Genomic DNA, 21,662 nt, shown 5'->3' with positions numbered 1-21,662 from the left:
AACGAACGATGAAGTTACATGAGCTGTCCTCAGCTACTGGCTCCCGCAAAGAACGCAAACGCGTTGGTCGCGGTACTAGTAGCGGTACAGGTAAAACATCAGGTCGCGGTCATAAAGGTCAAAACTCACGTTCCGGTGGTGGTGTGCGTCCGGGCTTCGAAGGTGGTCAAAACCCATTGTATCGTCGCTTGCCTAAGCGCGGTTTCGTGAACCCAACTCGCAAAGAATATGCAGTTGTGAATATCGAAGATCTGAATAGTTTTGCAGAAGGTACTGAAGTGACTCCTGAATTTTTGGTTAACAGCGGAGTTGTGAAAAACACAAAATCCGGAATCAAAATTCTTGGTAACGGTGAAGTCACTGTCAAGCTTACTGTAAAAGCTAACAAGTTTTCTCAATCTGCGGTAGAGAAAATTGAAGCTGCCGGCGGTAAAACCGAGGTGATCTAATGTTCAAAGCCCTTTCTAATATATGGCGGGTTGAAGATCTGCGGAACCGCATCGGGTTTACACTTATGATTCTCATAGTGTTCCGTATTGGCTCATTTATTACAGTACCAGGAGTCGACAAAAATGTATTTACTAATGATACAGCAGGCAGTGAGCTGTTCGGCCTACTGAACACCTTCTCCGGAGGTGCGTTGTATCAGTTCTCTATCTTTGCTCTCGGGATCGTGCCGTATATTACGGCTTCGATCATCGTGCAGCTCCTATCCATGGACGTCATTCCGAAGCTTGCGGAATGGGCAAAGCAAGGGGAGCATGGTAAAAAGCAGTTGGCGCAAGTTACACGTTATGGTACGGTAGTACTGGCGCTCATTCAGGCATTTGGTACCTCGATCGGATTTAATCGTCTGTATGGAGCACAAATGATTCCTGGAGCAACAGTTGCAGACTACATCCTGATTGCGATCGTGCTTACAGCGGGGACTACGTTCCTGATGTGGCTTGGAGAGCAAATAACGGAAAGAGGTATTGGTAACGGTATTTCCATCCTCATCTTCGCAGGGATCGCAGCTGGCATACCAAGACACATTCGGACAATTGCTGAGTCGCAGTTTATCCAAGCGGATCAACTGTTCATCAATATTCTCAAAGCGATTATTATCGTTTTGGTAATTGTGCTGATTGTCGTGGGTGTTATCTTTATCCAGCAAGGTATTCGTAAGATTCCTGTGCAGTATGCCAAGCGCGTTGTGGGGAACAAAATGTACGGTGGCCAGAATACGCATATTCCGATGAAAATCAATGCGGCAGGCGTTATTCCGGTTATCTTCGCAGTGTCGTTGCTGCAGTTCCCGATTATTATTGCAAGCTTCTGGGCGGATAAGGCATGGGCACAATGGGTAACTACTCACTTGTACTATGACAAACCGCTTGGTATGGTGTTATATGTTGTAATGATTATCGGCTTCACATTCTTCTACACCTTTGTGCAGATGAATCCGCAGCAAATGGCCGACAATATGAAGAAGAACGGCGGCTACATCCCAGGCATTCGCCCTGGTAAAGCCACTGAGACCTACCTGACGCGGGTAATGTCCCGTCTTACTATGACAGGGGCACTGTTCTTGGCAGTCATCTCGGTTCTGCCGGTATTCTTCGGTGCACTTTCTGGTTTGCCTCGTTCTGTACAGATCGGAGGTACTTCACTGCTCATCATCGTTGGTGTTGCATTGGATACCATGAAGCAAATCGAAAGCCAGCTCATTAAACGCCATTACAAAGGCTTCATCAATAAATAGTCAATAGGTTCCGGAACAGGATTATGCCTGTTCATCGGCACCTATTGTGCTGTTTCTTGTGTAGGGGTCGTTCCTGAGGAGTGAGAGAGTGAACATTCTGATCATGGGCCCTCCTGGGGCTGGAAAAGGCACACAAGCTGAAGTAATCGTTAATGAACTCGGTGTCCCACATATCTCTACAGGTGATGCATTCCGTCTGGCTATGAAGCTCGGTACTCCAATCGGTATCAAGGCCAAAGAATACATTGATCGTGGAGATCTGGTACCTGACGATATTACGATCGGTATCGTAGAGGAGAGACTCCAGCAGGCAGACTGCAAGAAAGGCTTTCTGTTGGATGGATTTCCAAGAACTTTGGCACAGGCTGAGGCGCTGGACCAAATTCTCGGACGTCTGGGCATGTCGCTTGATCATGTTGTCGATCTGAAGGTAGACCGCGACCGTCTGCTGGCCCGTATTACGGGTCGCCGCATCTGCAAAACCTGTGGTGCAACGTACCATCTGGTATTCAATCCACCAAAGGTAGAAGGCATTTGTGACAAAGACGGAGGCGAGCTGTACCAACGCGCTGATGATAATGAAGAGAGCGTTGCGACACGGCTTGATGAGTATAGCAACAAAACGGCACCACTCCTCTCGTTCTATGAGAACAAAGATCTTTTGCGTCAAATCGACGGGGAGCAGGATATTCATCAGGTATCTGAAGATCTGGTATCCTTGCTGCGGGGTTAATTGTAATGATCGTTTGCAAGTCCGAAACGGAATTGAGCTATATGAGGGAAGCCGGACGCATCGTAGCTGAGACCCACAAGATTCTGGCCGAACAGATTGAGCCCGGCATAACCACCGGTGAGCTTGATCATATAGCTGATCAGTACATTCGCAGTCAGGGAGCTGTGCCGTCTTTTAAAGGTTATAATGGTTTTCCTGCTAGCATTTGCGCTTCAGTCAACGAACAATTGGTGCACGGGTTCCCCGGCAGCCGCAAGCTAGACGAAGGTGATATCGTTACGTTTGACATTGGTGCGCAGTATCGGGGGTACCATGGGGACTCCGCATGGACATATCCAGTTGGCAGCATCTCGGATGCTGCACAAAGGTTATTAGACGTGACGGAAGGCGCCCTGATGGAGGGACTGTCTCAGGTCAAGCCGGACGTTCGCCTGTTTACAATCTCGCATGCGATTCAGAGATACATTGAGGAAGCAGGCTTCTCAGTAGTGAGGGAATATGTCGGTCACGGCATAGGAGCCAAGCTGCATGAGGATCCGCAAATTCCGAACTACGGTATCCCGAACGTGGGACCGAGGCTCAAACCAGGCATGGTACTGGCGATCGAGCCCATGGTCAATGCCGGCTCCCGGCATGTACGGACGTTGGAAGACAACTGGACGGTCGTAACGGTGGACGGATCACTTTGTGCTCATTTTGAGCATACGGTCGCGGTAACGCCGGACGGCATGGAGATTTTCACTATACTGAAATCGTAGGTGGTAAGCATGAAAGCACAAAACAGCCTGCAGATCGGTCAGATTGTGAAAATCCTGAGAGGTAGAGATACCGGTCAGGCAGCTGTCGTAGTATCCATAGCGGATGATCGTTTTGTATATATTGCTGATGGCAACAAGCGCAAGTTTGATCAGGCCAAGAAGAAGAATATTCTTCACCTGATGCCGCAGCCAGTAATTAGCAGCGAAGTTGTGAATAGTTTGCAGGAATGCGGTCGGGTTACGAACGGAAAGCTGCGTCATGCAGTGAATGAATTCCTGGATTCCACCAATCCAACAACTGAAGAGAAAGGAGACTAGCTGTGGCCAAAGAAGATGTCATTGAAGTAGAAGGTACTGTGATCGAACCTCTTCCCAACGCAACATTCAAGGTGGAGCTCGAGAACGGTCACCAAATTCTTGCTCATGTTTCCGGAAAGCTGCGGATGCATTTTATCCGCATTCTGACAGGCGACAAAGTGGTCGTTCAGTTATCGCCTTACGATTTAACCAAAGGTCGTATAACGTACCGGAAATAAATCGTGTGTTATCTTTTGTTCCAAAAACTATGAATGGTTATGAAACGAGTTTTACCAGGGTAAGACTTGGAGGAGGTAATTAGCATGAAGGTAAGACCTTCTGTAAAGCCCATTTGCGAGAAATGCAAAGTCATTCGCCGCAAAGGCAATGTAATGGTTATTTGCGAAAATCCGAAACACAAACAAAAACAAGGTTAAAGAAGGGGGTGTAGCGTAAAATGGCTCGTATAGCTGGTGTGGATTTGCCACGTGACAAACGCGTTGAGATCGCCTTGACTTACATTTTCGGAATCGGTAAAACGACTTCTCAGAAAATCCTTAAAGAATCAGGCATCGATGTGAACACTCGTGTTCGCGACTTGACAGAAGATGAAGTGAGCAAATTACGTGAAACAATCGACGGATCGGTAAAAGTAGAAGGTGATCTGCGTCGTGAAATTTCCTTGAATATTAAACGTCTGACTGAGATCGGTTGCTACCGCGGTATTCGTCACCGTCGTGGTCTGCCTGTTCGTGGTCAACGTACAAAAACGAATGCCCGTACACGTAAAGGTCCTCGTCGTACTGTAGCAAATAAAAAGAAATAAGAAAGGAGGATAACATTCAATGGCTAAACCGAAAAAAGTTGTACGCACCAAACGTCGTGACCGTAAAAATATCGAATCTGGCGTGGCACACATCCGTTCCACGTTCAACAACACTATCGTTACAATTACGGACCCTCACGGTAACGCAATCTCTTGGGCAAGCTCTGGCGGTCTTGGATTCCGCGGTTCCCGTAAATCCACTCCGTACGCTGCACAAATGGCTGCTGAAACAGCTGCCAAGGCTGCAATGGAGCATGGCATGAAGAGTGTTGAAGTTATGGTTAAAGGACCAGGCGCAGGCCGTGAAGCAGCGATTCGTTCCCTGCAAGCTGCGGGTCTGGAAGTTAACCTGATTAAAGACGTGACTCCGGTACCTCACAACGGATGCCGTCCTCCAAAACGTCGTCGTGTCTAATGAGATTTATCCTGTACGTGTAGTATAAAACCATTGCAATCTGCTAATAATGATTGTTTAGACAATACTGCATGGTTAAAAATGGATATGGTGAAGGTTTCATATAGGAGCGACGTTTTGAAGGAGGGATATTGCAGTGATTGAAATCGAAAAGCCGAAAATTGAGACGGTGGACGTCAATGATGATGGCACCTATGGGAAATTCGTAGTAGAACCTTTGGAACGCGGATACGGCACGACGCTGGGCAACTCGCTTCGTCGTATTCTGCTCTCCTCTCTGCCGGGTGCGGCAGTGACATCGGTGCAAATCGATGGAGTTCTGCACGAGTTTGCAACAGTTCCAGGTGTGATGGAAGATGTAACGGAGATTATCTTGAACCTGAAGGCTCTCTCGCTGAAGATCCATTCCGATGAAGAGAAAGTGCTCGAAATCGATGCGGAAGGCGAAGGAACTGTGACGGCAGGAGATATTCGTGCGGATAGTGATGTTGAAATCCTGAATCCGGATCTTCATATCGCCACATTGGGGCCGGGTTCGAGACTTCACATGCGTATTTTCGCCAATCGCGGTCGCGGCTATGTTAAGCAAGACCGGAACAAACGCGAAGATCAGCCGATCGGCGTTATCCCCGTCGACTCCATCTATACACCGATCTCACGTGTAAACTACGGAGTGGAGAATACGCGTGTTGGCCAAGTAACCAACTACGATAAGCTGACACTCGAAGTATGGACCGACGGAAGTATTCGACCTGAAGAGGCTGTAAGTCTCGGGGCTAAAATTTTGACCGAACATCTTATGCTGTTCGTTGGCTTGACTGATGAAGCCAAAGACGCTGAGATTATGGTTGAAAAAGAGGAAGACAAGAAAGAAAAAGTATTGGAAATGACGATTGAAGAACTGGATCTTTCCGTCCGTTCCTACAACTGCCTTAAGCGCGCTGGTATCAACACGGTACAAGAGCTTACTACGAAATCTGAAGAAGATATGATGAAGGTCCGTAACTTGGGCCGCAAATCTTTGGAAGAGGTTCAAGAGAAGCTGGAAGAGCTTGGTTTAGGACTTCGTACGGAAGAATAGTTTAGCAACGTCCTGAGTGAAGGAGGGAAAACACATGGCATATCAAAAATTGGGCCGTAACTCCAGTGCACGTAAAGCATTGTTCCGTGACCTGGTAACGGATCTGTTCCTGTATGAGCGTATCCAAACTACTGAGGCGAAAGCGAAGGAAGTTCGTTCCATCGCTGAAAAGCTGATCACTAAAGCTAAAAAAGGTGATCTGCATGCACGTCGTCAAGTAGCTGCTTATGTTCGTCGCGAAACTTTGGACGGCGATCAGGATGCAATCCAAAAACTGTTTAGCGATTTGGCTACTCGTTACTCCGAGCGTCCAGGCGGGTACACTCGTATCCTGAAACTGGGACCTCGTCGTGGCGATGCTGCTCCAATGGTTTACTTGGAATTGGTTGACCGCGCGTAAGCAGGTGGAAGAGGAAAGGGTGGCAGAATCCGATGATTCTGAGCGGCCCTTTTTTTCTTCTGTGGGAGAAGCTCTGTAAGGGCTTCTCCTTTTTAATGATTGTATTTCGATCCCCCTATAATTCCCCCTTAGCCAAGGGAGACCCCAGGGGGATGCGGTCCCCTGGACCCCTGCAAGCTTGGCGGTAGGCGGGCATATAAGAGGGGAACGAATATATTGTCTAGGAACGGCTCTCCTTCCACAGCCGCATTCTTGCGAATGCAACCGTGGAAGAGCCTTTCATGCGAGTGCCTGGTTGCTGGCCTGCTTCGGGCCAGCGCTGCACTAGTGTCTTGCTTTCATGAACAGTTGCATGGAGTCATAGAGCAACGGAGGACTTTATATCAGCAAGCAAGCGCAGCGCTTGCTGTAATCAATGCTAACAAAATGTATGGGCAGAGGAAACGAAGTGCTCGCCTTTGTAGCTCAGCAGATTCAGGCATCGAGCATAGCTTGGCATGCGCCTATTCATCTGAATTTATGAGGTTAAACGTACAGCTTACGCCGGAACGGAGAGAGCAGAAAAAACCTGGAGAAGCGAAGCGCTCGCCTTTATCCCTGGATTCATTCCTTTCATATGAATTAATCAAAGAATCCGGGGATAACTGCGATCGGAAGGTTGTTCTGATCTCGGAGTGAATGTCCGGAGCCAGCGCGAGTGTGAACTCTATGAATGGATAGCCTATGTTGACGCACACAAATCTGCTTGCTGCAACAGCGATCCGATGCACATACATCATCCATAAGAAGGTGCGATTTCAGACATGCGGAATATTTGCATGAAAGTGAACTATGATGGAACGAGCTATTACGGTTTTCAGACACAGCCTGGCGGTAATACGATTCAGGATTATATTGAAGATGCTATCTTTTCCTTAACAGGAGAAAGGCTCAAGATAACTGCTTCAGGGCGTACGGACGCGGGCGTGCATGCGTATGGGCAAGTCTTCAACTTCCTTACGGAATCACGTATCCCGTTACACCGCTGGTGTCTGGCGCTGAATGCGTGGTTGCCGGAAGACATCATTCTTACGGAGGCCACAGAAGTGCCGCTGGAATTCCACGCACGTCATATGGCCAAGCGTAAGACGTACCGCTATACCGTGAATGCCAATCGCTTCCCGGATATTTTTCATCGCAGGACGCAGATGCATCATCCAACTCGTCTGGATATTGAAGCTATGAAGCAGGGGCTTCAGCTCCTCATCGGAACGTATGATTATACATCGTTCGCTTCCCGGCATTCGCAGAAGACGAATCATGTACGGACCGTGTATGATGCCCATATGACGGTGGATTATTCCTTTTCTAGACCTGGCTCGGATGATCAAGGAATTATTTATACGTATTTTACCGGCAATGGCTTCTTGCAGCATATGGTCCGGATCATGATGGGAACGTTGTTGGAGATTGGTGAAGGAAAGAAACGACCTGAGGATATCCCGCATATTTTGGCTGCCAAGAGCCGAAGTGCGGCTGGTCCGACTGCCGTGGCTCATGCCCTGATGCTGTGGAAAGTGGATTATGAAGAAAACACATAAAACACTTAAAAATACATGATAATTTGCTTGCGGAATTGCAATATATCGTGTAGTATATAAGTTGTGTTTTCTTAATGGCTTTCCCACAGCCCCAATTAAGATGTACACCTAATGAGTAAATATCCATCACAAATGCAATAACTTAATGAACGAAGATAAATGAATATTAATGATTGTAATGATCTGAGGGAGGAACATTTTCATGCGTACTACGTATATGGCTAAGCCAAGTGAAGTTGAGCGCAATTGGCATATCATTGATGCTGAAGGCAAAACTCTTGGTCGTCTGGCTAGTGAAGCTGCTGCATTGATCCGCGGTAAGCACAAGCCACAATTCACTCCACACGTTGACGGCGGTGATTTCGTTGTCGTTATCAATGCGGAGAAGATTGTACTGACGGGTAAGAAAATGGAGAACAAAAAATACTACCGTCACTCGCTGCACCCAGGTGGTCTAAAAGTGACTGTCGCTCAAGACATGATTAAAAACAAACCAGAGCGTATGCTGGAATTGGCTGTTCATGGTATGCTTCCTAAGACTCGTATGGGCGAAAAAATGAAGCTGAGATTGAAAGCTTACAAAGGCACTGAGCATCCACATGCAGCACAAAAACCTGAAGTTTACGAACTTCGCGGATAATTAAAAGGAGGACAGTTTCATGGCACAAGTACAATACTATGGGACAGGTCGTCGTAAACATTCGGTAGCTCGTGTTCGTCTTGTACCGGGTGAAGGACGCATTGTCATTAACAAACGTGATATCAATGATTATTTCGGTGTAGAAACACTGAAAATGATCGTAAGACAACCACTGAACCTGACTGAAACAAATGGTAACTACGATGTTGTAGTTATCGCACATGGTGGTGGTATCTCTGGTCAAGCTGGAGCAATCCGTCACGGGATCTCCCGTGCACTGCTCAAAGCAGATCCAGAATTCCGTCCCGCTCTGAAAAAAGCAGGATTCCTGACTCGTGACCCACGGATGAAAGAACGTAAAAAATACGGTCTCAAAGCCGCTCGTCGCGCACCTCAGTTCTCCAAACGTTAATATTTCTTGTTATCAAGAATATGCAGCTCTTGGCTTTATGGCCAGGAGCTGTTTTTATTTTAAGAGCTGTTTATATAGAACATAGCTGACATAGTGAATAATTTACTCGGTGAAGTTTTTGCTTTTGAGCTGCTTCCGATTGTGATAATTGGATTCGATCTGATGAACTATCTCTTGAACAAAGAAGGTATGTATTTGCAAGGTACGTCATTCTCTTCAACAAATAAAAGCCAACCAGTTGGTTGGCTTATAAGTAAAGCTACATTGCGTACGATCGAGCTAAAGCGAATTTATATTTAGAGTAAAATCTCCGTAATCTTTCCGCCCTCAAAGATCACTGCTTTGAAGTAAAAGGATCGATCTCCATAGACCCATATCTCCACACCAGATTCCTTGCTTTTGACTGTGGGTCTTCCCCAGGCGAATTCAGCTTGTGTAGTATTCATTCCAAAGCTTACCTCGTTACGCTTGATACTGTTCCAGATGGAGGTAGACCAGTTATATTTCTCATAAGGATTGTAGGTCAGGAATTGATCTGAATCAGACAGCATGTCTGGTATACGTGAAGCTCCAATATCAGCTGGTGTTCTATACACTTGGCCATTAGGTGTTCTGAATACAACACTGAAGGATTTCACTCCCATAGCGTCTGAGCTCACCTCAATATCCTGAATGGTCACCTTTTCGAATCGTTCTCCGGCATTGTAATAATTGTTCACCCAGTAGCTTTTGCCAATAAGATTCACCAGATTTCCGAGCGCGATGGACTTCTTGATCTTCCCGGTGGCAGAGGACTCTACAATTAACTTGGAGCCTGCGATGTCTAGTATCGCCTGCTGAAGCTTATTGTCCCATTGAGCTGTACCTTTCTTTAGATCCGCAAGGAGGCTTGCAGGGAACACTGTCTGCCCATTAGCAGTCTGTATTGCCCCTTTAAGTGTGATGGTCTGTCCGTTAAGTGAAGCTGTAGTACTGCCCTTACGAAGTACAATGACATCCTTACCTAGTCGCACAGTGAACTTCTGTCCCTCAACCGCAATGGTGCCTCCTAGTGTCTTGAATACAGGTTGTAGAGGCAGATATGCTTTGCCTTCTAGCATTGCTGCGCCAGTCAGTGGTTGAACAGTAGTCACAGATAGTGCTACAGAGGAGCTAAAGCCGCCAGTGCTAAGATTCACAGTTGAAGTGCCTATGCCACGTACCTTCAATGTACCTGGATCCTGGAGCGAAGCTACCTCAGTCTGATCAACCGTAATTTCTCCTGCATTGGGGTCTCGGACGAGCTGGTACCCATTCGAGTACGTCTCCTTGACCTGTAGATAGATAGTATCACCGACAGCTGCATTTCCCTCGCTACTCATTAAGGACACACTGCTTAGAACAGGAATAGATAGTGGGGTAGACACTCCATTTTGATATCCAATCCAGGAACCATCCCTTAGCTGTACAAAGAGCTCATTTTTGGAATCGACGAGCTTTACTGCATTCGTAATTCCACTCAGTTGGGTAGGCTTATAACGCTGCATACGGTCGTAGCTCCATACGGAGCCGTCTTGATGAATGGTGAAGAGGGTATGAGTACCTTTCTTCCAAATGATATAGCTGATGCCCTGTCCCACTTCAATCGGAGCCTCATCTGTCAAAAGATCAAGCATAACGACGCGCCCATTCGTCTGTAGTACAGCTGCATAGGCGCTGCTCATCTGGATATCAACAGCATGATCTACATGACCGACAATTCTAGGCTTGGAGCCAGTATAACCAGACGAGTACCATACATCGCCGGCATCAGTAATTGCTGTGAATTGTTCTTCACGTTTGTCGCCATCTACAATGTTTGATAGTCCATTCACAATTCGGCCACCTACGAGCACCGTCCCATCTTTTTTAACGGCAAATCCTTCTCCCGAGATCTCCTTAATGTTCGCCGATTGAGTGGGTACACTGGCTTGACCGGTTGCGGTGTTCCAGGACACCGAGTGCCCGTCCGTGGTCCAACCATAATGACTGGAGCCCTTCCCCGCAGTGATGCCGATAAGGTCCAAGTGTTCTAATGCAGGTCCATCGACACTGGTAGTCCACAATGAACCATCCTCAAGTAAATAATTGTTGCGATCAATGACATCTGATATTTTGGCGCTCTTCCATGAATCATTCACAGCAGATTGAGCTACCACCGCTGAATAGCTAGCCGTAGGTAAATATGTCGCTACTAAAAGTGTTGCTGCCAAAGCCGTTGTTACAATCTTCTTCATAAGTGCTCCCCTTTATGTGAATACATCTGATTCTTTTGACCTGAATCCAAGGTCTTTTTATTATTCTGGAGGCGCCCTTATTTTTCCTTCAATGGATGGAGCATTGTGTCAGACCAAGCCAGAGCTAACAGTCAAGCATAAGATGAAGGAGACAGAGAGAGCGATGGGGAGAGCTCTCTCTAAGAAGGGCAATGCGTGCAGATCGACATATGAAAAAGGGGGTGAGATCATGCAGCGAGGGACGAATTGGCGGAGAAAGCTATCCAGCCGTAAGTTCTGGGCACTGCTAGCTGGGTTGATTACTTCCATTCTGTCGGCTCTAGGCTATTCGGAGAGTATTGCGATTCGGGTGACGGGTATTATAACAGCAGCGGGTGCAGTTATTGCTTATATTCTCGCTGAGGCATATATAGATGGCAAGCATGTTGAATCGCAGTATATGAGAAAGGAAGACCATCAGATTCAGCAGGAAGGACACCCATCCCCTGATTCAGCGTCGAATGCTCCGCCTTCTGACACAGAAACCCATTGACTGGATTATGCTCAAGTATGAAAATCGGACGCATGCAACTTTATCAAATTGTCACCATGCAAGTAGAGCGGTCTCTCAGAATGCCAATATGCCAAACAAGCTAATACACCAATAAGCAACAGATCTTCCCGAGGGACAATCTGTTGCTTATTGGTGTTGTGTCGTTGCTATGGGGATTCCATCAATATCATGGGCAACAAGTGGATGCTGGTGTACTTATAGATAGATATCAGTACTGTTGTTGTATTTTCATTTAGTAGCTCATCATAGGCTCGGACGCGTGAATAGGTCTATATTGTGGCTCCCATACGAGACTTCGGATAGCTGTAGCAAGATCCTCCGGTTGCTCCCGAGCTACATGATCCTCGATAGCCGCCTGAGCTACTGCTATGGCAACCTGGAAGGATACCTTCTTAAGCTCCTCAATACTAGGCAGTAGAGACGCACCCGGACGGTCTAGACGAGTGCTCTTGGCTACGGCATCTGCAGCTGCTGTGAACATGTTAGGTGTAATCATGGATGCTCGAACTGCAATTGCGCCCAAGCCTAGACCTGGAAAGACAAAGGCGTTATTGGACTGTCCAATTTCGTATGTAATTCCCTCGAAGGATACGGGCTCAAAGGGACTACCTGTCGCTACAAGTGCCTTACCATTAGTCCAGCGGATGAGATCCTCAGGCATGGCTTCAGCAAGAGTAGTAGGGTTGGACATCGGCATAATGACGGGACGTTCCACGTGACAGGCCATCTCCTTGATAATTTCTTCTGTGAAGGCTCCGCTTACGCCACTTGTTCCGATCAGGATCGTCGGCTTCACCTGACGGATTACCTCAAGTAAGCTGATTGCACCATTCAAGTCCCGCTGCCAGTGCATTGTCTCTTCTGCTTGACGTACATAAGGCTGTTGGAATTCCAGGATGTCCTCCATACCTTCTGTTAAAAGACCGCGATAGTCGATGGCCCAGAATCGTGCGGAGGCTTCTTCTTTTGTAAGTCCATCTCGTACCATGGCATCACGGATTTGATCAGCATTCCCAATTCCCGCTGCCCCCGGACCAAATACGACCACACGTTGATCGCGCAGTGAGCTACCGTTTATCTTCAGGGCGGAAATAATTGCGGCCAGCGTTACAGCTCCAGTACCTTGAATGTCATCATTGAAGGTCAGGATCTGTTCGCCATAGCGGTTAATAATGTTGCGTGCATTTACATTACCAAGATCCTCCCAATGCAGCAGAGCTTTAGGAAATTGTCTTAGAGCATGTTGGACAAACAGATCAATGAACTCTTCATATTGCTCTCCACGAATGCGGTAATGACGATTGCCTATGTATAAGGGATCTGCCAGTAGCTTTTCGTTATTAGTACCCACATCCAATACAACTGGTAGTACTCGAGCCGGATTAATGCCGGCTGCAGCTGTGTATACAGCGAGCTTTCCAATCGCAATATTGATGCCGCCCACTCCCCAGTCGCCAATGCCTAGAATACTCTCCGAGTCCGTAACGACAATAAGGTCTACATCCTCCTGCGTGAGGCCGGTATTGGCAAAGGCCTGCTGAATACCTTCTGGATCATCAATGGAGAGATATATACCACCTGGGCGATGATATTCATGACTGTATTCCTGTATAGCCTGGCCTACGGTCGGGGTATAGACTATAGGCAGCATTTCACTCAAATGATCCGAGAGCAGTCTATAGTAAAGCACTACATTTCGATTGTACAGGTCATTAAGGGATGCATTGCGGCGAAGCATGGTTGGCTGGGCGAGGAATTGCTCATAGGCTCTCTCCACCTGTTCCTCCAGCGTTAATACGGTTGGGGGTAAAATGCCGTTCAATCCCAGCCTTTGGCGCTCCTCGTAGGTAAAAGCCACCCCTTTGTTGAGGAGCGGATTCGCCAGTACATCCTTTCCTTTTAGTGAAGTACATAAAGACCCGTCTTCTCGAATATAAAATGCTTCCATTTCCTAAATACCTTCTTTCTCATTTTTCATTACATTTTTTTGCTAAGCTGCGCAGAATACACGCCTCTCTTATCTTACGGGCAGGGGACGTGTGGGTCCAATTAAATTTCTTTGACTTTATGATAAAAGAAAAGGCAATCCAACTCGTGGGGCAAACTGCTGCAAACGCGTTGACTTTTTACCAAAAAGAATTATACTTAACTTAATAATTCATATTTGATTAGTAGGTATTGTGTAGCAGCCTAAAATGAATGAAGGAGCTATGTGAATCATGAACCTATTGGAAAAGGAACGCTTGATTGAAGTGAAAGCCGTGGAGCTGGAGCATGCATCACCAGAGGATATTATTCGGTATGCTGTGGAGACCTTCCCGAACATTACATTTGCTTGCAGCTTTGGGGCAGAGGATGTTGTATTGGTTGATATGCTTCAGAAGATAAGCCCATCCACAGACATTTTCTATCTGGATACCGATTTTCATTTTCAGGAGACCTATGATACGCGTGATCGACTGGCAGACCATTACAACATTGACTTTGTAAAGGTAGCGCCGCAGATCACACCGGAGGAGCAGGCGCAGCAGCATGGTGAAGAGCTGTGGAAGTCAGACCCCAACGCATGCTGCAACATTCGCAAGGTAGAGCCACTTACTAGAATCCTATCGCAGTATGAGGCCTGGATTACGGGGATTCGCAGAGATCAGGCGCCTACACGTGCCAATGCCAAAAAAATCGAATATGATCAAAAATTCGGACTTGTAAAATTCAACCCGATTGCTCACTGGACTTCAGAGGATGTATGGCAGTACATCAGAGACAACGGAATTATCTATAATCCGCTGCATGACCGCAATTATCCAAGCATTGGTTGTGAATATTGCACCAGACAGGTGGCTGCAGGAGAAGACCCGCGTGCAGGTCGTTGGTCTGGTAATGATAAGACAGAATGCGGACTTCATAAATAAGCTCTTATAAATCAATACAGCTCATTAGCCGGAATACGAATAGACGCATCATTTTATCACCTAGCAAGAAAGGCATTCATTTATCTTATAGTAACCACTATCGTAAGGAGTGAGAAAATGTCTGGCTTAGCACCGCACGGCGGCACCTTGATCAATCGTATCGTGGAAGGAGAGGAACGTACTTCTCTTTTACAGATCGCTTCTGGCTTGGAGAACATTCGTATCAATACGTGGGCAATCTCGGATTTGGATCTCATTGGGGTTGGGGCCTTTTCCCCATTGACAGGGTTTATGGATGAGAGAGACTATTTGTCCGTTGTGTCGACCATGCGTCTGCATGATGGCACCGTCTGGAGTATCCCGATTACATTATCAGTAGATGAGGACACAGCTAGTCGTCTTACTGTTGGGGAGAAGGCAGCTCTGATCGGAGCAGAGGATGCCGTAGTCTATGGTGTTATTGAGATTACAAGTCTGTATCGCCCGGATCGTGGAGAAGAGGCGGTCAAAGTATTCAAGACGGATGACCCTGCGCATCCTGGTGTGCAGAAGCTGCTGGAGCGTCCACCTGTGAATGTAGGCGGTCATATTCAGGTATTAAATCGTCCTCAGCCGAAGCGATTCGCCGAGTTCTATTTCGATCCGGCTCAGACACGCGAACATTTTGCCAAGCAGGGATGGAAGACAGTCGTAGGATTTCAGACGCGTAATCCGGTCCACAGAGCTCATGAGTATATCCAGAAGAGCGCCATGGAGATTGTCGATGCGTTGTTCCTGAATCCACTTGTTGGTGAGACGAAGTCTGATGATGTTCCGGCAGATGTTCGCATGAAGAGCTATCTGACGCTACTGGAACATTATTATCCTTCGGATCGTACATTTCTGGGGGTATTTCCAGCTGCGATGCGTTATGCGGGGCCAAGAGAAGCTATATTTCATGCAATGGTCCGCAAAAATTATGGCTGCACGCATTTCATTGTTGGTCGTGACCATGCTGGGGTGGGTGATTATTATGGTACCTATGAGGCTCAGGAGATATTCCGTAACTTTACCGCTGAGGAGCTTGGAATAACTCCGCTGTTTTTTGAGCATAGCTTCTTCTGCACGACTTGCGGCAACATGGCGTCCAGCAAGACTTGTCCACATGGCAAGGAATCCCATCTCACGTTATCGGGTACCAAGGTGAGGGGATTACTACGTGAAGGGAAATGCCCTCCGCCGGAGTTCACGCGACCTGAAGTCGCACAAATACTGATTGAGGGGATGTCCGAGCAGGTTCATTCCTAATGGATCGTTAACCATTTCTGATAACCTTCAATCAATCCTGAAAAGTTCTAATTGAGCGCCTTGTCCCATATAGATTATAAGAGTCTGTATGGGAACGGAGGCGTTTTTTTGACGATTCTAGAATGTGTGAATTCTCAGCGGGGCTGAGCCATTCTACAATCACAAGAAAAACCTTCCTTGAACCCGGTCTATCTTCCTGGAAAGTACGCCGATAGGAGGTTTCTTGTATGTCTAAGCATCGTCATCGCACCACCATGATGTGGATACGTTATAGCACGGTCAAGAGGATAGGGGTCTTATTAGGGCTAGGGGTACTCCTGGTCACCCTTGTGCTATATGAGAATCCTGTATCGCGAACCTGGAATTCATGGGGATTGCCACTATCGGGAAAAGTCATTGTACTGGATGCTGGTCATGGCGGGCCAGATGGTGGTGCAGTAAGTAAGGGGGGGGTCATCGAAAAGGATCTTAATCTCGCCATTGCTCTCTATCTACGTGATTATTTACAGCAGGCGGGAGCTATGGTAATCCTGACACGGGAACGGGATCATGATCTGGCTTCCCCCGATACACGGGGCTATGCCAGACGCAAGACGGAGGATCTCAAGCAGCGAGTCCGAATGATCGAGGAACAGAGTCCGGATTTGTTCGTCAGCATTCACATGAATAGTATGCCTTCCAGTCGTTGGAGTGGTGCTCAGACCTTTTACTACCCTAATCATGCAGATAATGCGACAGTTGCTGAATTGATTCAGGATGAGATCAGACGCAGCATGGAGAATACGGACCGGGTGGCCAAGACTGTGAATACGGTGTATTTGCTACAGAAGCTGCAGGTGCCCTCGGCACTGGTGGAAATCGGCTTCTTGTCCAATCCTGCCGAAGCAAGACTGCTGGCAGATGAAGCCTATCAGCGCAAGGTGTCAGCTGCTCTCTATAAAGGCATTCTCCGCTACATGTCTGGCGAAAAGCTGAATCCTTCGTCATAGGCTAGGAGATAATGGTATAATGGAAGCTCAGTACGACATACATACCATTCTATGAAGCAGAGGTGCTTTCATGATGCAATCTAAAGAAGAGATTCTGCAGAAGCTGGAGCCAATAGTTGAACCCCGAACTGGCAAGAGCTTAACAAGCCTGGATTTTGTACGTGATATTGTCGTAAGAGAAGATCGAATTTCACTGACCGTGGTGCTGATGGATGCGACAGAGGAAGAGAAAGAAGGCCTTCTTCAGGAGATTCAAGGGCGTTTGAACGAAACGGAGAACCTTCATATCCATGTTCGGTTCCGCGAGGCCTCGGAGCATGAGCGTTCTACAATTGGCGAATCCACAGTAGCTGACCCAGCAGAAGACCCTGTTCTAACGAAGGGACACGCTGCGGGGATGGAAGGACATGAGCTGCTGGATGAGGCATCAGGGGTGGAATTTATCGCGATTGCCAGTGGAAAAGGTGGTGTCGGCAAGTCTACCGTAACGGTTAACCTTGCGGTTGCTCTTGCTCGCGCAGGTAAGCGTGTTGGTGTTATAGATGCGGACATTTATGGATTTAGCGTGCCAGACATGATGGGGATCGAGACGTATCCTGAGGTTGTAGATGGTGTTATTCATCCTGTCGAGCGCTTTGGTGTCAAGGTCATGTCTATGGGATTCTTCGTACGTGAGAATAATCCGGTAGTATGGCGTGGGCCTATGCTGGGCAGAATGCTGAGACAGTTCTTTAGCGATGTGGCCTGGGGCGAGCTAGACTATCTACTGCTTGATTTGCCACCGGGAACAGGAGATGTAGCACTAGATGTACACCAGATGATTCCACACAGCAAAGAGATTATCGTCACCACACCTCATGCAACAGCAGCCTTTGTAGCAGCAAGGGCCGGAGCCATGGCTATTCAGACATCGCACGAGATTCTTGGTGTAGTCGAGAATATGTCTTATTACATCGCATCCAATGGGGAAAAGGACTATGTGTTTGGTAAGGGGGGCGGGGCTATGCTTGCAGACACTGTGCATGCACCACTTCTGGCACAGATTCCATTGGGTGCCCCGGATAATCATCCTTCAGAGCCTGATTTTTCCCCGTCGGTGTACAAGCCTGATACCGTTCAGGGAGAAATATACGATGAGATGGTACGCGGACTTTTGGCACGTAAGGTGAATTCGTAGGTTGGTGGACATACTACGGAAATATTAATGTGAAAAAGCTGGCCGAGGCCAGCTTTTTTTGGAAATGTAGCTGTTTGTTTACTGAGAAGCGCCGCCTTGTTGACCTTGACCTTTTTCTTCTTCGCCGGACTTGGATTCGCCCTTTTTTTCTTCCTTCGGTTCGAGTTCTTCTTTGACAGCTGTCTTGAGCAGGCTCAGTACTTCCAAGCGGAACAATGGATTTTGCATTGCCTCCTGCATAATGGACATGGTCTGCTTACGATATTCCGGTGATTTAGTCATCTCCAAGAGCATCTGTGAGACCTCTGGTGACTTGAACATGTCTTCCATGGACTTCTGATAAGCTGGGTCCTTGATAAGCTCCATGTGTAGCTTTTTATTCTGAGCGGTGATGACCTTGGCAAATTCGCCAGCGAATTTCGGATCTGTCATGATCTTCTCGAATTCCTTCTGGTAAGCAGGAGACGTGAGCGTATCCTTTACAGCCATACGAATGTCCTCATTCGTTCTTGAGGGCAAAAGCATCTTCATACTCATGCCGCCACCGGAGGATTTCTCTTTGCCTTCGCCGCCTTCTTCGTTTTCACTGCCACCACCAGAGGAACTTTCAGAGCTGGATTGGCCAGTAAGGGCCTCTTCTACGGCTTTTTTACCATCGTCACTTTTAAGAATGTCAATGACCATGGACTTCGTTTCCTTATAGCTGCTCTGAGGAGGAGAGGAATAATTTTGATCAGATCCGCAACCGCTCAGGATGATGCCGAGTACAAGCATTAAGCTGAACCAACGATAATCCGGCCTTTTCATGCTGTAGCCTCCTTGTCTTTACTGTGGGTAGTATGCGACGAACAAGGCCGAATTATAATCAACACAAATAAGAGCCAACATTTGTTAGCTCCAATATAGATCCATCTGTTTTTGCTTGATGCCGTTGCTTGATGCTTTTTGCTTATATGTTGTTCTGATGCTAATTACAGAATCATTTAGGGATTCGTATAAGTTGCGGCCTGGTCACGAACTTCCTTGCCTTGGGCTGTGCCTTGCTGCAGCAGCTCGGATACAGAGACGAACTCATAGCCCTGCTCACGAAGCTTATCTATAATTACTGGCAATGCTTCATGCGTCTGGGTCACAGAATCACTCGCATGCAGGAGGACAATATCGCCCGGATGAGCTTTACTTACAACCCGATCAATAATGGCCTGGGTCCCTGGATTCTTCCAATCCAATGAGTCAGTATCCCATTGAATGGCGGTATAGCCAAGATCGGATGTGATTTGCAGCACGCGTTTGTCAAAATCTCCATTAGGCATGCGAATTAATTTAGGTTCTTTCCCTGTTAATTCGGTTAACATAGTATGAGCAGTAGTGATTTGTTTGCGGATGTCCTCGTCACTCAGGCTAGTGTAGTTCTCGTGCTTATGACCATGGCTGCCGATTTCGAAGCCACTGTCCTTGATTTCATTTACAAGCTCGGGATGGGTCTTGCCCCAGGGGGAGGAGAGGAAGAATGTCGCCTTTTGCACATTCTTGTCCTTCAGTACCTGCAGAATAGGTGCTGCTCGCTTCTCACCCCAACTAATGTCGAAGGTCAGTGCAATAACCTTTTTGTCGCTTGGTACGCTATACACAGCTGAGGGTGCCTCTTCAGAGAAGACACTGATGTCACTGGTCTCCACATAAATAATGCCTAGCGCAAATATTGCTGCAGCTATTGCTATAAGACTTCGTTTAATGGTCTTGCCGCTAATTACATAAAAAAACGAATTCATGATCGTTTCCCCTTTCCCGCAATGCTTGTTCAGCTTGTTTATTTATCCCTATTTCAGCAACAAGTAAAATATGACTTCACCAGAATATAGGAGGACAGACAATGGGGTTGAAAAAATTTCTAAGTATCTTGCACTCGATGAGCGCCTTGATTTGGATTACTACAATTATTTTTGGTCTGAGTATGGCTGCAGGCTGGTTCAGCACGGGGGCTATACAGTCCTTACTAGTGAATCAACTGGATCAGCTAGGAGAGGTGGCGCAAGGACTGCAGCAATCGGATAATGCACAGCTCAGCTTCTTTGTCTTTATATTTTTGAATAATGCAATTAAATGCGTACTGGTTATTTTTCTTGGGGCGGCATTTGGAATCTTTCCATTACTGTTTATTACGATTAACGGAATGGTTATCGGTTTTCTTGTACATATGGTGGCAGCCAGCGGAACAGTCAGCTTATATGACCTTATCGTCAAAGGCTTATTGCCACATGGCATCATCGAACTACCGGTACTCGTCATTGCCTGTGCGTATGGCCTGAGATTCGGGGGGATGGTATGGTCGTCCATTACAGGGGCGATCAGCGGGGAGCGAAGTACGAGAAGGGACTGGCCCACATTTATGCGTGAGACAGGGAATATGTCCTTGTGGGTGGTCGTTCTGCTGTTCATAGCAGCAGTCATTGAGAGTACAGTAACTTACAGCCTGCTAGGGGGATAAGTTGAGTGACAGGATTGGCCAAAGGCAAGGCAGATTCCCGGGATTGGGTTACTGCTGATCTTCTTTGAGCTGCCTGGACAAGTCTATCAAAGGATATGAATAACCTTCATGTTCTGAGTCTCAACTTCGCTAGATTTGTTTAATGAATGTATAAAGCATGGGACAACGATACAGAATGAACTAGTGCATGCAACAACGAGTTAACATAGGCATTCCATACATGCGGTAGCTTGCTCTACTCAATTCATCTGTTGAAGGCGCTAGTCTGAGACAGGTGGATTACTCCTTGGTTATGGCTTGGGGCGTGTGTGGGATGAGTCTTGCCTTAATACTACTATTTGCTAAGGGGTCTGGTTCTGATGATGGGTATGCTTTTCAATGAAAAAGAGTGCAAGGAACTGGATTATGTACTCCGACGTGAGTTAGACGAAATGCTGATGGAGATGGGGGACAAAAGGCTTGATCAGGATATTCGCAATGCCATTGCTCTGCGGTATAAAACAGTATTTCGTATGTATGCGCGTTTTGCGCCACCCAAGCAATTGTCCAAGTATGCTCGCAAAATGAAGCTCCCTTATTCATGAAATTCAAATATGTATTGACTTTATAAGTCTTAACGTGATAAATTAAATTTCGCTCGTTTCGAAGAGCAGGACTTAAGAAAAAACGTTGATTAAATAAAACGCGAAAAAAAGTCTTGTCAAATGAAATTGAGTGTGATATATTATAAAAGTCGCCGCTGAGATGCGGTGGTAACGCAAGAAAAGAAACAAATGAATGAAGTTGATCTTTGAAAACTGAACAACGAGTGAGCGGATTTTGTGAAGCAAAATCCAACGCGAAGGTTTTTGGTACATGTCTTTGACTGTATGAAAACTGGAGCAAACTAATGAGATATTAAATCTCGTCAGATTCAAAATGAGCTATCGCTCTTTTCAATAACTTTATTGGAGAGTTTGATCCTGGCTCAGGACGAACGCTGGCGGCGTGCCTAATACATGCAAGTCGAGCGGACGGATGAAGAAGCTTGCTTCTTCTGAGGTTAGCGGCGGACGGGTGAGTAACACGTAGGCAACCTGCCCTCTGGACTGGGATAACTACCGGAAACGGTAGCT

At 46.9% G+C, this 21,662-nt stretch carries 25 protein-coding genes and 1 rRNA gene; 22 read left to right on the top strand and 4 right to left on the bottom strand.

Translation table 11 applies throughout. The annotated features are described in order from the left end of the window. The first annotated feature begins 8 nt into the window (after positions 1-8). From rplO to rpsI, 14 genes are all read left to right on the top strand, one after another. Complete coding sequence (gene rplO / locus K331_RS0119295) at positions 9-449, top strand: 50S ribosomal protein L15 (protein WP_018888240.1); 441 nt, start codon at positions 9-11, stop codon at positions 447-449. Then, positions 449-1,744 (top strand): preprotein translocase subunit SecY, encoded by a 1,296-nt coding sequence (gene secY / locus K331_RS0119290; RefSeq protein WP_028591591.1) that lies wholly within the window; start codon positions 449-451, stop codon positions 1,742-1,744. Before rplO ends, secY begins: the two co-directional genes overlap by 1 nt. An 88-nt stretch (positions 1,745-1,832) precedes the next feature. Continuing rightward, the gene (locus K331_RS0119285) at positions 1,833-2,477 is read left to right on the top strand and encodes an adenylate kinase (protein WP_028591590.1); all 645 of its coding nucleotides are present in this window, start codon (positions 1,833-1,835) and stop codon (positions 2,475-2,477) included. A 5-nt stretch (positions 2,478-2,482) separates the two neighbouring features. After that, entirely contained in the window at positions 2,483-3,235 is a 753-nt protein-coding gene (gene map / locus K331_RS0119280; protein WP_028591589.1) for a type I methionyl aminopeptidase, read from the top strand. A 9-nt stretch (positions 3,236-3,244) separates the two neighbouring features. After that, entirely contained in the window at positions 3,245-3,553 is a 309-nt protein-coding gene (locus K331_RS0119275) for a KOW domain-containing RNA-binding protein (RefSeq protein WP_018888244.1), read from the top strand. A 2-nt stretch (positions 3,554-3,555) separates the two neighbouring features. After that, positions 3,556-3,771, top strand: coding sequence for a translation initiation factor IF-1 (gene infA, locus K331_RS0119270; protein WP_006212898.1), 216 nt, complete (start codon positions 3,556-3,558; stop codon positions 3,769-3,771). 84 nt (positions 3,772-3,855) lie between these two features. Beyond that, complete coding sequence (gene rpmJ / locus K331_RS0119265; RefSeq protein WP_003333770.1) at positions 3,856-3,969, top strand: 50S ribosomal protein L36; 114 nt, start codon at positions 3,856-3,858, stop codon at positions 3,967-3,969. Positions 3,970-3,989: 20 nt separating this feature from the next. Continuing rightward, a complete protein-coding gene (gene rpsM, locus K331_RS0119260) occupies positions 3,990-4,358 on the top strand; it encodes a 30S ribosomal protein S13 (protein WP_018888245.1) in 369 nt (122 codons plus the stop codon). Between the two features lie 19 nt (positions 4,359-4,377). Beyond that, positions 4,378-4,773, top strand: a complete 396-nt coding sequence (gene rpsK / locus K331_RS0119255) for a 30S ribosomal protein S11 (RefSeq protein WP_018888246.1) — start codon at positions 4,378-4,380, stop codon at positions 4,771-4,773. A gap of 136 nt (positions 4,774-4,909) precedes the next feature. Continuing rightward, positions 4,910-5,854, top strand: coding sequence for a DNA-directed RNA polymerase subunit alpha (locus K331_RS0119250; RefSeq protein ID WP_018888247.1), 945 nt, complete (start codon positions 4,910-4,912; stop codon positions 5,852-5,854). 34 nt (positions 5,855-5,888) lie between these two features. After that, complete coding sequence (rplQ, locus tag K331_RS0119245; RefSeq protein WP_018888248.1) at positions 5,889-6,254, top strand: 50S ribosomal protein L17; 366 nt, start codon at positions 5,889-5,891, stop codon at positions 6,252-6,254. Between the two features lie 803 nt (positions 6,255-7,057). Next, a complete protein-coding gene (gene truA / locus K331_RS0119235; protein WP_028591587.1) occupies positions 7,058-7,834 on the top strand; it encodes a tRNA pseudouridine(38-40) synthase TruA in 777 nt (258 codons plus the stop codon). Positions 7,835-8,036: 202 nt separating this feature from the next. Then, entirely contained in the window at positions 8,037-8,474 is a 438-nt protein-coding gene (gene rplM / locus K331_RS0119230) for a 50S ribosomal protein L13 (protein ID WP_028591586.1), read from the top strand. Between the two features lie 19 nt (positions 8,475-8,493). Then, positions 8,494-8,886: a 30S ribosomal protein S9 gene (gene rpsI, locus K331_RS0119225; protein WP_018888251.1), complete on the top strand. Its 393-nt coding sequence runs from the start codon at positions 8,494-8,496 to the stop codon at positions 8,884-8,886. A 296-nt stretch (positions 8,887-9,182) separates the two neighbouring features. On the opposite strand, the gene K331_RS0119220 is transcribed toward rpsI, so the two are convergent. Further along, positions 9,183-11,141: a copper amine oxidase N-terminal domain-containing protein gene (locus K331_RS0119220; protein WP_028591585.1), complete on the bottom strand. Its 1,959-nt coding sequence runs from the start codon at positions 11,139-11,141 to the stop codon at positions 9,183-9,185. Between the two features lie 229 nt (positions 11,142-11,370). On the opposite strand from K331_RS0119220, the gene K331_RS32770 reads away from it, so the two are divergent. Next, complete coding sequence (locus K331_RS32770) at positions 11,371-11,673, top strand: hypothetical protein (protein WP_226383641.1); 303 nt, start codon at positions 11,371-11,373, stop codon at positions 11,671-11,673. 253 nt (positions 11,674-11,926) lie between these two features. Here the strand turns inward: K331_RS32770 and K331_RS0119210 are convergent, their stop codons facing one another. Then, positions 11,927-13,642, bottom strand: coding sequence for an NAD-dependent malic enzyme (locus K331_RS0119210; protein ID WP_028591584.1), 1,716 nt, complete (start codon positions 13,640-13,642; stop codon positions 11,927-11,929). Positions 13,643-13,913: 271 nt separating this feature from the next. Between K331_RS0119210 and K331_RS0119205 the strand changes: the two genes are divergently transcribed. The 4 genes from K331_RS0119205 (at position 13,914) to K331_RS0119190 (ending at position 18,059) form a co-directional block, all read left to right on the top strand. Continuing rightward, positions 13,914-14,606: a phosphoadenylyl-sulfate reductase gene (locus K331_RS0119205; protein WP_028591583.1), complete on the top strand. Its 693-nt coding sequence runs from the start codon at positions 13,914-13,916 to the stop codon at positions 14,604-14,606. Between the two features lie 117 nt (positions 14,607-14,723). Further along, complete coding sequence (sat, locus tag K331_RS0119200; RefSeq protein ID WP_028591582.1) at positions 14,724-15,893, top strand: sulfate adenylyltransferase; 1,170 nt, start codon at positions 14,724-14,726, stop codon at positions 15,891-15,893. Positions 15,894-16,120: 227 nt separating this feature from the next. After that, positions 16,121-16,882: an N-acetylmuramoyl-L-alanine amidase CwlD gene (gene cwlD / locus K331_RS0119195; protein WP_028591581.1), complete on the top strand. Its 762-nt coding sequence runs from the start codon at positions 16,121-16,123 to the stop codon at positions 16,880-16,882. A 73-nt stretch (positions 16,883-16,955) separates the two neighbouring features. Next, on the top strand, positions 16,956-18,059 hold the full coding sequence (locus tag K331_RS0119190) for a P-loop NTPase (RefSeq protein WP_036635359.1): 1,104 nt from the start codon (positions 16,956-16,958) through the stop codon (positions 18,057-18,059). 78 nt (positions 18,060-18,137) lie between these two features. On the opposite strand, the gene gerD is transcribed toward K331_RS0119190, so the two are convergent. Then, complete coding sequence (gene gerD, locus K331_RS0119185; protein ID WP_028591579.1) at positions 18,138-18,866, bottom strand: spore germination lipoprotein GerD; 729 nt, start codon at positions 18,864-18,866, stop codon at positions 18,138-18,140. A 176-nt stretch (positions 18,867-19,042) separates the two neighbouring features. Next, positions 19,043-19,831: a polysaccharide deacetylase family sporulation protein PdaB gene (gene pdaB / locus K331_RS0119180; RefSeq protein ID WP_025679953.1), complete on the bottom strand. Its 789-nt coding sequence runs from the start codon at positions 19,829-19,831 to the stop codon at positions 19,043-19,045. A 101-nt stretch (positions 19,832-19,932) separates the two neighbouring features. On the opposite strand from pdaB, the gene K331_RS0119175 reads away from it, so the two are divergent. The 3 genes from K331_RS0119175 to K331_RS0119165 all read left to right on the top strand — a co-directional run. Beyond that, a complete protein-coding gene (locus tag K331_RS0119175; protein ID WP_028591578.1) occupies positions 19,933-20,547 on the top strand; it encodes a stage II sporulation protein M in 615 nt (204 codons plus the stop codon). 359 nt (positions 20,548-20,906) lie between these two features. Then, positions 20,907-21,131 (top strand): hypothetical protein, encoded by a 225-nt coding sequence (locus K331_RS0119170; RefSeq protein ID WP_018888315.1) that lies wholly within the window; start codon positions 20,907-20,909, stop codon positions 21,129-21,131. Positions 21,132-21,491: 360 nt separating this feature from the next. After that, positions 21,492-21,662 (top strand): 16S ribosomal RNA (locus K331_RS0119165); the annotation flags it as partial.

Source organism: Paenibacillus massiliensis subsp. panacisoli DSM 21345, assembly GCF_000426545.1.
Taxonomy (GTDB): Bacteria; Bacillota; Bacilli; order Paenibacillales; family Paenibacillaceae; genus Paenibacillus; species Paenibacillus panacisoli.
The sequence above is the reverse complement of the archived record's forward strand: the minus strand, read 5'-3'. Positions and strand labels throughout refer to the sequence as shown.